This is a genomic window from Pseudomonas sp. NBRC 111139, assembly GCF_001753955.1.
In the GTDB taxonomy this organism is placed as follows: domain Bacteria; phylum Pseudomonadota; class Gammaproteobacteria; order Pseudomonadales; family Pseudomonadaceae; genus Aquipseudomonas; species Aquipseudomonas alloputida.
Genome location: NZ_BCBP01000048.1, coordinates 38508 through 51465, shown reverse-complemented (window position 1 = coordinate 51465; position 12958 = coordinate 38508). Strand labels below are relative to the sequence as shown.

The window sequence follows — 12958 nt, the reverse complement described above, 5'->3', positions numbered from 1 at the left end:
GGCGACTAATAATCGCCCAACTCACCCTTCTGGTTACACCGAGATGCCGAGCCGCTGCATTCTACGCCGAATTGCGCCGGCAACCTGGTCAGTCTCGGCATCCGTGAGATAGGTGGAATAGATCGCAGCAGCGGAGATATCTGACTCCCCGTTGTAATCAACGGTTCCACTGCCAATCCTGAACATCTGGGCGCACAGAATCCGCTTGGTGACATCAGCACCGGTGTTGGAAACGGCGTTGGTCAGGTCCATGATTTTTGACGAAGATCCTGTTTTGGATCGTGCACATAGCAAGCGCCAGCTGGTGGGCGCCCCACCTACCGCGTTCACCAGCTCAAGGTTGTAGGCCCCGCTGGTGGCCCTCGACATGCCGGAACTGATCACAGAGTTCGCGCGCAGGAAGATACTGGATCCGCCTGACGATCCTGGAAACTCGGGAGTTACCGACGTGCCGCGATACGAGGAGACCGGCGCCACGCCGTCAGTGTTCGACGTAGGAGCAACCAGGGCGCGCACCACAGCGAACAGTGTCACCTCATCAGTGTCGCGCGCCTGAGTGAGGATGTAGTTGGTATTGCCCTTGAACCGACCGTGTGTGGCGAAGGCGGTCGGGGTTCCGATGATGGTGCCGTTCGGCTTACCGATAGCGCGGTTGAACCCGAAGCGCGAAGCGTCGGTATCAAACGTGAACCATGCCTCAAGACCACGCGTCACCGGCGGCACCACTTTGGTGTTCCATGGGGCCAGGGTATCGTTGGCGATCATTTTCAAGCCCATGTGAGGCTCCTTGCTCAGATAATGTTGAGTGCCGCAGCCGCCAAGTAGGGGGCCAGGGTTTGATAGATTTCGACTCGCCCGGAGCCAACCGGGTGAACCGCGTCCGCCCAGTTACCGGAATAGAAGCCATCAGCACCGAGCGAGCCGGTGCTGTAGGCATACGCGCAGTCAGGGTTGGCCATCGCCCACACCGGCGCCACGGTAAGCTTGCTGTCTGCCAGGTTCGCGGCGGCATCAATAAGGGCCTGGATTACAACGGCCCGACTGTTCTGCCAAATCGCATTCGCTCCACCACTTACCGCTGACGGTGGCAAGGTTCGGATGATCTTCGCGGCCGGCCAAGCTGCCCGGATTTGCTTATGCATGAGCAGGTCATTGGAATAGACCTCGCTGTACAGCCCGCTGGCCGGACTAAAGCTCAGGGCGTCGTTTGTGCCCAGGGCGTTGATGACAATGTCGGGCGTATCGAGCCCGAACCGTGCCTGGTAGAAAGCCGGATCGAAGACGTACCCGTTGCGGACCACGCTTGGATCATCCGCGCCGGTGGCAACCCGCAGGAAAGGGTTACGCTCGCGACGCTGGGCCTTCGGCATAGCCAGGTAAGTCGCCTCAGACCCCGGTGAAAACGGGAAGGCTCGGTCGCTGACACTGTAAGTGAACTCTCCGGTCTTCCAGCCTGCATGGCACTCGCCTAGCGGGCCGGTGATGTCCCAAACATCGCTAACCGATGCTGAACCCTCGATGGTGCCGATGAACTGCGGGGTTAACCCAAGCTCCTGCAGGAACTGCTTGAGGTACATACCGCCCTGGCGGTCACCGATGCTGTCACCGATGAACAAAATCTTCGGGCTGCAGGGCACAGACTGCACCGGCACGTTATGCAGCTTCAGTGGCATGAATTTTCGGCTGTCTGGGTTCGCCAGCAGGCGGAGATTGAGTACAGCGTCCTGGCCATATCTGATAGCGCTGATCCCAACCGAGGGCCCAGTCTCGTTGGCCACAGCGGTCATGCTATGCACGGACATGGTTACGTCGGTCGCTAGCTCTCGACGGCGTAGCAGCCCTTGAGAATAGATCCGCCCTTCGTGCAGCGCGCCGGTCACGATGACAGGCGAGAACAACAGCCCGTCCGCAAAAGGCGAGGCTGCAGGCAGCAGCTCAGGCTGCGGCATCTCCAGACATGCGCCCTCAGGGTCGGTAATGTAAATCCCAGGCGCAGCAGTGCGATGCATTTCCAACTCGACCAGGATGACCCGTTTGTCGTCGGCGTACAGTACCTGGCTGCCCTCGGCGTCACAGATCGAGGTCACGCCGGCTTCAGTGGTAACTTCGAAGTTCGACACCTGAATGCGCTTGTCGGTCAGCGTGAAGTGCCTGGCCCCTTCCCCGTCAACGATGACGGCGATCTCCGTCTCTTGGGCCGCCGAGGAATAGTCCTGGATGAGCGAACTGACTTTCTCGATCGCCGCCCGATTAGGATACCGGTCAACTTCAACCGCCACCCCTGTATTGTTCCTATAGAGGATCAGGTACTCATCCTCCTCAACCGAAGGCACGCTGAAGTAGCCGCCCGATACGGTTCCTTCCAGCCCCAGAGAGGTGGACAAGTAGATCATCGCCCCGCTCATCTGGGCCGCTAGGTCGGCAACAGCCTTGGCATTCGTGGGGCGCATGACGCCATCCCCAACATCCATCATTTTGATTTGGTCAGACAGAAAGAGCTCATTTGCAGAGTCGATTGTCTGCGTGAGCCGCGCAAGTTCCGACGCAACTGTCATTTTTCCTCCGGTACTTCCAAAGCGCGGAAGCAAGACCGCCCGCGCAATGGCGGGCGGCATATTCCAGGCACAAAAAAACCGCTCAGCGGCGGTCGGGGTTTCTTTGCAGCGAAAATCTAGGCAGCTTCGAGAACGCGAATGCGCTCTTGTTGATCCGCGATAAGCGATCTGAGGTCAGCGATCTCGGTGTCAATGCGTTCATCTTGATTCGCGATGATCGATCGCAGGTAGGCCGCCTCGAAGACCAGGCACTGCTCATAGCGCAGGCCGAGACGCACCCCTGACGGCTCAGAGGCCTCAAACTCTTCCTCGTGATCCTCCATCACGGGGACCGAGTAGGTTCTCGTTCCGCCCCCTGCCTCTTCGACCGAGTTGCCTTGCTCATCAATCACAGGCAGTAGCTCAAACTGCGGCTGCAGTATTGGGCGCGTGATCTTTTTCACAACAGCCATGCCATCCTGAACCTCAATTTCCTCAATCGACTCCAGCACCTCCACAACCTTTTGCCGCTTGGTAACTCGGCGCTTTGTAACTTGGACGAAGACTTCATCCTCGCACCACAGTGCATATCGAGATGGGTCAAGGCCCTCTGCGATAAAGGCATCTTGGACATCCTGTGCAATGTAGCCAGCATGTAAGCGCGCAGCCTCCTCCCCCTTGGTCTCAATCATGTCGAGGAACTGGAAAACCTTAGTTTGAACCGTCGACCAGGCGCGAATTTCAGGATCGCTGAGAGCCCCACGAATCTTCTTCATGTTGCCGTCGGACGTGCTGATCGCGCCGGTGGCGGCATAAATCACACTGGGCCGACGTGATGCCGAGCCTATCGATCTGGCGTTGTCCTGAGATGGGTAAAGCGCTTCATCGTTGATCGCGAATCGGGATTGCCCGCCTGCAATCAGCGACAACGTATCGTTGCTATGCGTGTATGACATCCCTCCGGACTGCGTTGAACCGGGCCGCGCAAAGAAAATGTTGCCCGAGGCATCAGCCGGCGAGCGAAGGGTCATCCCCACGCCAACCGAGTTTTCGACGACGACGTCATCGGCCAGGCCGTGAGCAGACTCCTCTGCGCCAAAGTCATTGGTTCTGACGTGGAAGTTGCCCTTGATTCGACCTGGCAGAATGTTTACGCCAGCTGCGAAGTCGGTCAGGCGACCAGAGAGCAACGGCAGCGTACCGGAGGGGCCAAGGCAAAACACATTGGACAGTGTGCCACCGCCGATGCTGTTGCCCGCTCCGTGCCCGATCAAAATGCAGTCATTCAGTTCGGTGTAGTCATAGCCGGCAAACGGACCCAGAAGAGTGTTTCGGCTGCCGCGGATCGCATTGCCACCAGCGTTGTAGCCATAGAGGGCGTTACGCTCGCCTTCCTGCCAGAATCGACCCGCCATTGCGCCGGCGCCGACGGAATCCCGTAAGAACACGCCATCGCGAAACACGTCCGTGCCGAGGATGACCATATTCTCAATCGCGTAACACCCAGCACCTGCACGATAACCGATGGCTACGCAATTCCTCGCCATTACCGTGCCGTTGAGAGCATTTCGTCCACCGGCAACAGTTCGGCCACAGTCTGTGGGCTGGGTTGCGAAACCATTGTATGCCGCGATTTTCGCGCCGATCCCGGGGTTTCGGGTTTCCATGCCCTGATAATCCCAGCCAGCTTGCCCTGGGATGAAGCCTCCGGCATTGACGAACCATTCATGCTTGTCGCCCAGCGGGTCGTTGGATCCCAGCCATTGACAGGCAATGCTGCCGAAAGCAGTAACACGCTCGGCATAGCGGGCGTGCTGCATAACTCCGTTGCCGAACATCTCGCAGCGGTCGAGTGATATGGCCTTTTGAGGGGCTCCTGTCCCTACAATCGTGCATCGATTCAGGTTACCGGTTTTCTTTCCGCCAGGGCTGATCATCACCGTCAGGTTGCCTTGGCTGCCACCTGGGAATCCCACTTGCTCCGTATAGGACTCAGGGGTGCAGTAGAGGCTTGTGCGGAAAATGTCGTACAGCAGTTCCGGGCCGGTGAAGATCGCCGAGCCGATTCGGATCTTGCCCCCGCCAACCACCATCTTGGACGGGGTGTAGCCGGTATCGAGGGCATACGTCTTGCCCTCGGGAAGGCGCACCACATCTGACCCAGCCTCGGCGGCCATGTATCGCGAGGTGTCGTTGGCAACGCCGTCGCCTTTGGCGCCGAAGTCACCCGGAGTGCTGCCGATCTCGGCCAGTTTCTGGTTAGTCATCTGGCTTACGGCACCAGGCTGCCCGCTGTTGTGCGGGATCATCTTGGTGCCGAGGTTGTTTATGTCCTGGCGAAGTGCTGCATCGCCGCGCGACACCAGGTGCACTGAATCAGTCGCCCACACACCGGTCAGGGTATAGGGCGCCTCGGTCGCGGTAGCCAGGCCGTACAGCTCGCCCTGGTAGCGCACCACCTGGTTGTAGGTGGTGATAGTCACACCGGGAGCATACTCGCCGAGCAACTTGAAGCCGCTGTTGCGAACCGCGTACTTGAAGGCCTCGTCGCGATAGGACTGCGCTTCCCTGAATGCCACCTCCATCCCGAAGTAGCTGATGCGATATTCAAAGAAGCGATCAGGGTACCCCTGGGCCTTGCCATTCAAGAAAAAATCAAGGTTCTCGGCGTTGTCCAGAAGATCCTTGGCACTCATGGAGCCGAGCGGATTGCCCGTGGCATAGGTGGTCATTCATCAAGCTCCCGGCGCTCATACCACGCCTTCATGTCTTCGCGCACCCCGTCGTTTGCGAGAATGATCTGCGACGGGTCTTCGTGGAATTCGGGCCATTTATCATTCACCGCTATGTCGATGATGTCGGACCCCAAGATGTAGTCGGGCGCATCCGTTACCCACCCGGGAGGCAGAAGCGGACGCTTCAGCAGCTCAAGGCTGGCGGTGAACCGCCAGCTGCTGACCCCGATCAGCTCCGGGCCGCTGTAGATGTCAGCGAACCTTGCCTGGTAACGATCTAGGCCAAGCGGGGTCTTCAGTGGGCACTCGAACCACGAAACCCCGGCGCCGAGCACCTCTTCGAACCACGCCTCAAAAAACTGGGCCTGGGCATCACTCATGATCCAAGATACGGAGGCCACGGTAGGGACGCTTGTGAAGCGCCGCCGCTGGCGGACTCGACCGCTTCTGAGCTCGGACCTGATCAGCGGGCTCACTGGCGTGAACCCGTATCCCTCCCTCAAAGGCAGCGGTAATCCTTTGGGATATGCAAGCATTCCGCATTCCTCAAGTTGGGGCTAAGTTGTCATCGTCGGCGTACACCCGCACGTCGTAGTTCACACCTTCGACATCCGCCGAATAATCGCCAGGGTTTACCGAAGTAATGAGGACCGGGTAGCACCAGCGGGTTGATTCACCAAAGAGCAGGTGCGGCGGCTCAATGTCCCAGGACACATCAGGTTCGAAGTCGAGCAAGGGCACGGTCAGCCGGTAGTCATCGACGCGTGTTGCGGGCCATGGCCCGCTGACCGATCCATCGGGGCGCCGCAGACCAACCACATGGGATGCCCCGTCCTTCCACTGCAGGGGCTCGGAGCTTTCCAGAAGAGCCATCCCATTGCCGGATGTCATGCCCATCAGTACAGCGCTCTGGCCATAACCCGGGATGTCATCAGCCACGGCGCAGTAGCTCAGGTAACCGCTGTTCAGCGCATCCAGCTCAGTGCTCCAGCTGTAGCTCTTGTTCTGGTACAGCTGCATGCGGCGACGCCGGCGCCCATACCGCCAGGCCCTGTCTCGGCTTGTCACCCCTTTCAAGGTGATGGTCTGGACGGTTTGCTTGGTGTCTCCAGGCATGCTGCAGTCGACCGTTTCCTCCGCTCGAGTCACCCGGTCGATGTACTTCACCTCCACACCGTCGTAGTCATCGGGTGCCGGCAGAACGAAGCCGCGTTTAAGGTCTTCCGTGAAGTTCTGCGGGGTGTACATCTGTTCGAAGACAAGCCGCGGCTCATCCCGCACAGGGGTAACCCGGCCACGCTCCAGGGTGAACTCAGCAAAGCCGGCGAGCAGCGCATCGTTCAGGCACTCCTTCACGGTGCTGGCCTCTTCCACCTTGTAGTCGAAGTAGTCACCGCGCGACGCCCAGAGCGCGCCGTAGCGAGAGAACTCGTCAGTATCCATGTCATCGTCAGTGCCGCCCACCGATCGCATGACATAGTTCACCCACGGGCCGATCTCGCGCGTCGCCACCGGCTTGCTCCAGGAGCCGTTCACCAGCACCGGCAGCTTGCGGGTGGCCACCACCGACACCTGGCTCTGCGATTGCGCGGAGAGCTTGTCGCCGCCCTGCACGTACAGCGCCATGACTGTACAGCCGGCGTACCGGTTCGGTGCTTTGTCGATCCGGCCGCGCAGCCCATACCACTGCACGCGGTTGAACTTGAAGCTTTCTGTCGACTCGGCGCCGATCCGGCGGACCCGAACCTCTGGACGGATGTACTCCGGGGCCGTAATCCAGTCCGTGTACCCTTGCTGGTCTGGGCTCATGGCGTTGTAAGTGAAGGTCTTGCTCGTCCACGCGCCTGCTTTGTCGATGTCCCGGTACTGGACTTCGACCTTGGCCCAGTGCGAGCGGATGTTGCCGTTCTTTTCGGTGTACCGAACCAGGCCCTGCGGGAAGAAGAAATCGAATTCGAACCTCCGGACCTTCTCGCCGGGAGGACACACCGCAATCGGGCCGGCCCAGTCACCCTCGGTGGTCGAGTCATCCAAGATGATCCGGGCCGTATTGCTCTCGATGAAATCGAAGCCGGCCCAGTCCGCATCCTCGGCCCCGGTGTCAGTCAGCCGCGTGACCGTTATCGACGACGGCCCATGCTCCTGGCCTTCGGTATCGTCGTCATCATCAGCCACGGCGTTTATCCGGTACCGCAGGTCGCGGTAGCCGATGCTCGACCACAATTCCCCGGTCTGCAGGCCGATGGCGGGGGCGCCGCCATCATAGGCCAGGGTCATGCTGGCAGGGATGTACGGGGTGGCGGCGACGGTCTGCACGCCGGTTACCAACACCGGGACAGCACCGAAGAGGTCAGCCGTCGGACCGGAAAGCACGATCGGCTGGCCGCCAAACGGAGCTGCCTTCTCGGCAATCCGCAGCATCGAGCCGGCCGCGCTCGCCACCAGGTTGGACCCCGTCAGCTGGACATTGATAGCGGAGACCAGCCCCGCGAGGTTCGTGGTCGCTGTCGACAGCGTCAGCGTGTAGGTGCTCGCCCCAAGGCCCACCGAGAACTCCAGAGGCGCGACATCGAAGTCATACCGCGACGGAGCTGATCCACCCGTTGCTGTGGAGGCGCTGCCGGTCACGCCAGGTGTACCCGGATCTTCCGGCGTGTAGCTGGCCACGGTGTACTCACCCGCATTAGCGCCGGTGATTTCCAGCTTCATGCCCACAAACGCGCCGAGCATCGCCACATGCTTGCCGGTAATGACCGTAGCGCTGCCGTCAGTCGGAGCAACAAATGAATAGGGATACAGGGCTTCGATGCGGGCAATCAGCCCTGACGTCCAGCCCACCGGGAACCAGCCGGCCGACACAGGTACCGACACGGTAAACTCGTTGAACTGCACCGTCGGCGCATTGAGCTGCTGCTCGATATCGGTGGTGGTGGTGAGCGTAAGCCCAGCACTGCCTGTGGCGGTCGATCCGACTTCGTCAGAGTTGTGCCACCACAGCCGGGCAGGCTCAGCAGCCAAGGACTCGCCAGGGCCATAGATCACATACCGAGCGGTGTTGCCCAGCGAGGCGATCGGAGTTCCACCAATCCGCACCTGCCCCGGGGGAATGTCAAACTCCCCTACCCCGATGCACAGCAGCATTTCGACCCATTGCGACTTGGGATCGGAGCCGAAGTACCGCCGGGTCGGGGTCAGGTAGTCGGGGAAGATCTCGTTCTCGCCCGCGCACTCCCGGATGATGTCGCCCAGCTTCACCTGGTTGGCGGTGGTTTTCGCCAGGCCCAGCGACTTGCCGGCGCCGATGTTCGCTGAGCTCGGCATTGCCAGCGGCTTTTGAGCGAGCATCATCACGCCCACTGTAACGATTGCCGCCACCACCGCCCATGCCGCGATTTCCAGCCCGGTACCCTTAGGCTCAGGGTAAATCCGAACTAAATCGGAAGGTCCAAATTCAGCGGTCGACCAGTCAGCTGGATCGACCAGTCGGTCATTGACCTCGATGCTGATGGGGGGCGAATGGCGGGCCTGGTAGCTCGGCACATTGGCAATCAGCCAGCCCTCGACAGTCATCACGCGATCGGTCTTATGGCGCTCCAGCGGCTGCCCTTCCAGCTTGCTCGGGTAAAGTTCGATCACGGTGGTAGCTCACTGTCAAATATTGGTCTTGAAACTTCCGCAATGGCTTGATGGTTGCCCCGCAGGGCTTCATCTCCATTCCGTACAGGCGTCCTTCCACCTCCACGATCACGGCGACATGGATGCAGATCAGCCCTCGCCAGATGCAGGCAATCGCGCCACGTTCGGGCTGGCACCTCTCCATGGCGCCAACCACCTCGTTCGCCGCCTTGGTGAACTCCTTCGGCATGGTGTTGCGCACGCTTCCCCAGCTGGCCAGCAGTGGAAGGCCGTACACCTCATGGCGAACCAATCGGGCTAGCCCCCAGCAATCCAGGCGCGCATGGCTTCGCCCGCCGTCCTCGTAGGAAGCGCTTAGGTATTTTTCGAGCATTCAGATGTACCGAAGGCAGGGGGAGAACGCTAAGTCGTACTTGCGCCGCGGCCAGGCGAGATTGATCAGGTCGAAGTAGCCGGCGTTGAGTTGAACGCTTGCGCCCTGCATGAAGCCGCTCAGCACCGTCATCCGGTAAGGGCGTTCTGCGGGAGCAGATAAGTCGGACGAGATGAAAATCCGGAACACCAGAGTGATCCGCTCCCGCGCCTCAAGCGCCTGGTCGATCAACTGCTGCGCCTCTCCCGTGACGTTGTCGATAGCAAACGTCAGCGTCTGGTTGCCGCTGTTGTCCCGGGCAGGTAAGGCCGCGGCGAAGCCAGACGCGGTAAATTTTACCGCCAACCCGGCTTCAGTTCGGGCGGTGATGTCTTCGAACCCCTGGCACAGGTAGATCGGATAGGCCCACGCAGGACAGGTCAGTTCAAGCGTAGGGATAATGACCGCGGCCCCTCCCGACGCATACAGCGTCTCAAGTGCTGTCATCGCCCCCTCCGCTTCAGTCCATAGGTTTCTTCCAGAACCTTGGCTATGTCTCTCTGCCCCCTGATATTCGAAACGAACACATCGACAAGCTGTTTGCCGTCAGGCCCGGTTGAGGTCTTCACTTGCCCAGCTCGGCTGGAATCTTCGTAGATGTTCACTGCAGGTGCGGCCCCCTGCGTCGATGTTTTCGCCACGCTATCGAGTGTCCTGTCGAGCTTCGCGCTGGTTTCAGCCGTGGTTACCCGCTCACCCTTCTTCAGATTCCACGTACCATCCGCAGGGACGTAGTCGATGCCGTCGTGAGCTTGGCCATCAATTGCAGAGCCCACCGCCGTCATCAGCACGCCAGCGGCACCGGCGGCAGCGATCGCAGCGCCGGGCGCAATGGCGGGACCAACGAAGGGGACGCCGATCATTGCGGTGAATGCGCTGAGCGCGGCCATCGCCACCTGAGCAGCGGCGTAAGACAACAGGGCATGCCCCATGGATTGTATGAACGTCGAAGCAAAGCCCTGGACGTCCAGTTTCCCGGTCTCTGCCCACTGGGTCAGCGTGTCGGTGAGGTTTTGGAAGGTGTCGGCACCGACGTTCTGCATGGTGCCGTACAGATCCATCGCCGCTTCAGCCTGAGTGGCGAAGCCGCTGGCAAAGCCGGCAGTGCCGTTCTGCTGGAGCTTGTCGACGTCTTGGTAGTACTTCTCCTGCATCGCCATGCGCTTTTCGAGCGCATCATTGAGAATTGCTGTCTCGCGCTCATACGCCGAATCGGACACGTCGCCGGCTTCATGCCGCTGCCGAAGGTCCTCAAGCTGATCCTGGTAGTCCTGTTCGATTGCCAGCAGATCAAGAGCCCGCTGCTTCATCTCGTCGCTGCTGTAGGCGTTCAACAACGGCGCATCCAGTGCGCGCTGATCAATGTCCAGCTGCTTCTTCACGCTTGCGCCAAACTGGTCGACAGCCTTGTCATCCTCCTTGGCCTGCTTCAGCTTTTTCAGCTGGTCCAGCTCGGCGGCCAGCCCCTTGAGTCTTTCCTGCTGCTTTTCGCTGAGCCCAGTCAGGTTCCCTGACTCCATTTCGAACTGCAGCTTGGCAACCTCTGTTGCTTCCTTACGCTTGTCCGTCTCGGTGTTGATCAGTGCAATCTGCCGCTTGTAGCCTTCCTCAGCCGTGTCGAACTGACCCTGAAGCTTCTTTGCAGCGGCTTCTGCTGCCTTTGCCGCTTGCTGCTGAGCTGGTGTGATAGCTGTGAAGCTGCCCGACTGCCCTTTGCGCATTTCCTCCAGCAGATCCGCAAGCTCTTTCACCTGGTTCGTTGCGCCGGCAGGCTCTTCATCAAAGGACGCCATCAAGTCGCCATAGCCGACGGCCAGCTCTCCCATCTGGGCCTTAGCATCACCGATCGTCTTGCCCATGGCATCGATGTTCTTAAATGCGTTGTAGATCCTCACCGGCGGCAGGTAGCGGTCCCACCATTTGGCATCATCGCCACCGACCATGGCGTTATCGAGGTCGGACAGCGTCTTCAGGCCAACGCCTAGCAGGTGGATGCCGGCAACGGTACCCACAGCAAATTTGCCCAGCGCGCGAAGGCTCGCAGCCAAGTCGTCGGATACCCGCTTGGCCAGCACACCGTTGATGGTGGCGTCGTTCAGCCTGGTGGCAAAGTTCGCCAGCGTCGGCAGCATTGCGCTGGTCAGTTGGTTAGAAAGCCCACTGACCGACTGATCAACCAGCCAGTTTGCTGCGCGCAGTTCTTGAGCGGCACGGATGGTCTTCTCATCCATGATCGACCCGGCAGCTTCAGCTGCCTCACCAAATCTTTTGAATCCTTCGGCATTGTTGCGCAGCAGCGGGAGCAGCGCTGTGGCGTCACTGGCGATCGCCTCAAGATAAAAGGTCATGTCGGACTGACTGACCTTCGCTTTCTCCAGGCTCGACACGTACAAGCCCAAGGCCTGGCTACCACTGAGGTTGCGGAACTGATCAGCAGTGACGCCGACCTTCGGCGCAATCTGCTCAAAGAAGTCAGCCATTGCGCCGCCGCCAGTGTTCAGGAAGTCACCGACCTTGTCGTTCACATCCTTGAGGATGTCAGCAAGCTTGTCTTGCTCAATACCAACGGTCTTTGCCCCCACCGCCAGCTTCTGGAAGTCTGTGGTGCTGACGTTGGCTACGGCAGCCAGGTTGGTAATCTCGGAAGCGGAGTTGACCGCCGAGATCGTCATTGCAGTGATGGCAGTTATACCTGTGGCCAGGCCGGCGCCGATGGCCGTGCCGACGGCTTTGGCATTTTTCTCAACCTGCTTGCGCCATTTCTCCGAACTCCGCTCAGCCTTATCCATGCCGGCGACAAAGCCGCCTACCTGGGCAATGACATCAAGAGTCAAAGTACCAAGAGATCTTGATGCCATCGGTTTCTCCGGACATGAAAAAGCCCGCACTAGAGCGGGCTAAAGTGTTCAAGCAGCACAGCCAAATTCAGCAACCAAGAATCACGCCCAGCTGCTCATTGCCTCTTCCAGGGAAATTGGCCCTTCTTCGTCCTCATGCAGCGCAAATTCCTTCCAGGTGTAGGGTGTAGGCCGCTTTTTCGGGTCACGGTGCAGGTTGGCCGTCAGCGCGGCCAGCATGGCCATGGAGCGCTCTACCCGCATGCCCAGGTGCAGGGATCCGCGGCGCTTCCTGAACTTCACCCACGATCGAAACTCGCTGAGGCTCAAGGTTTCTTTGGCCTGCGCGATCGTCGAGCCCCCGATTCCGAAGAGGACGAGTTCGTGCCAGGTTTCGTCTCGCTCGGTGAGCTCTTCGTCTTTCCCAGGTCGTTGACCTCCTGGATTGCGAGCAGCAGGGCCACGGAAAGGGCGCCATCGAGCGAACCAAGGCGCTGGGTCGTTTTCGGGTCCTTTTCCAGCTCAGCTGGATCAATAGGACCGTGAGTGATGTCCAGTGGGCTGCTGAACACCGGGTATCCGTGCTCATCACAGATCGAAGCCGCAATTTTGCCGGCGATGGTGTCATGCTTGCCGTTGAAAGACAGAACGTCGTTTACGGCAGTCTGATAGCCAAGAGGCCGAACATAGACGGTTGCGGTGTACTTGGTGCCTTCCTGCAACCAGCTGATTTCCTTTTCCACCGGGCGCCCGGTGAACGCCCCAGCGCTTTTGAGTGCGTCGAGTGTCAATTTCATGAAGTGC

10 protein-coding genes are annotated in these 12958 nt (G+C 59.7%); all 10 read right to left on the bottom strand.

Annotated elements, in window-relative coordinates; all coding sequences use genetic code 11:
• Positions 1-33: 33 nt before the first annotated feature.
• The gene (locus BJQ17_RS19335; RefSeq protein ID WP_070096497.1) at positions 34-777 is read right to left on the bottom strand and encodes a hypothetical protein; all 744 of its coding nucleotides are present in this window, start codon (positions 775-777) and stop codon (positions 34-36) included.
• A 14-nt stretch (positions 778-791) separates the two neighbouring features.
• On the bottom strand, positions 792-2555 hold the full coding sequence (locus BJQ17_RS19330; RefSeq protein ID WP_070096496.1) for a hypothetical protein: 1764 nt from the start codon (positions 2553-2555) through the stop codon (positions 792-794).
• A gap of 116 nt (positions 2556-2671) precedes the next feature.
• Positions 2672-5266 (bottom strand): tail fiber domain-containing protein, encoded by a 2595-nt coding sequence (locus BJQ17_RS19325; RefSeq protein WP_070096495.1) that lies wholly within the window; start codon positions 5264-5266, stop codon positions 2672-2674.
• On the bottom strand, positions 5263-5649 hold the full coding sequence (locus BJQ17_RS19320; protein WP_307572077.1) for a hypothetical protein: 387 nt from the start codon (positions 5647-5649) through the stop codon (positions 5263-5265). Before BJQ17_RS19320 ends, BJQ17_RS19325 begins: the two co-directional genes overlap by 4 nt.
• Before the next feature lie 166 nt (positions 5650-5815).
• Complete coding sequence (locus tag BJQ17_RS19315) at positions 5816-8905, bottom strand: host specificity factor TipJ family phage tail protein (RefSeq protein ID WP_070096493.1); 3090 nt, start codon at positions 8903-8905, stop codon at positions 5816-5818.
• On the bottom strand, positions 8853-9278 hold the full coding sequence (locus tag BJQ17_RS19310) for a hypothetical protein (RefSeq protein ID WP_070096492.1): 426 nt from the start codon (positions 9276-9278) through the stop codon (positions 8853-8855). Before BJQ17_RS19310 ends, BJQ17_RS19315 begins: the two co-directional genes overlap by 53 nt.
• Entirely contained in the window at positions 9279-9764 is a 486-nt protein-coding gene (locus BJQ17_RS19305) for a DUF1833 family protein (RefSeq protein WP_070096491.1), read from the bottom strand.
• Positions 9761-12175, bottom strand: a complete 2415-nt coding sequence (locus BJQ17_RS19300) for a phage tail tape measure C-terminal domain-containing protein (RefSeq protein WP_070096490.1) — start codon at positions 12173-12175, stop codon at positions 9761-9763. The genes BJQ17_RS19305 and BJQ17_RS19300 overlap by 4 nt, the downstream gene beginning before the upstream one ends.
• Positions 12176-12256: 81 nt before the next feature.
• Positions 12257-12457 (bottom strand): hypothetical protein, encoded by a 201-nt coding sequence (locus BJQ17_RS30290; RefSeq protein ID WP_083285085.1) that lies wholly within the window; start codon positions 12455-12457, stop codon positions 12257-12259.
• A gap of 23 nt (positions 12458-12480) precedes the next feature.
• The gene (locus BJQ17_RS19295) at positions 12481-12951 is read right to left on the bottom strand and encodes a phage tail assembly chaperone family protein, TAC (protein WP_070096489.1); all 471 of its coding nucleotides are present in this window, start codon (positions 12949-12951) and stop codon (positions 12481-12483) included.
• Positions 12952-12958: the final 7 nt, after the last annotated feature.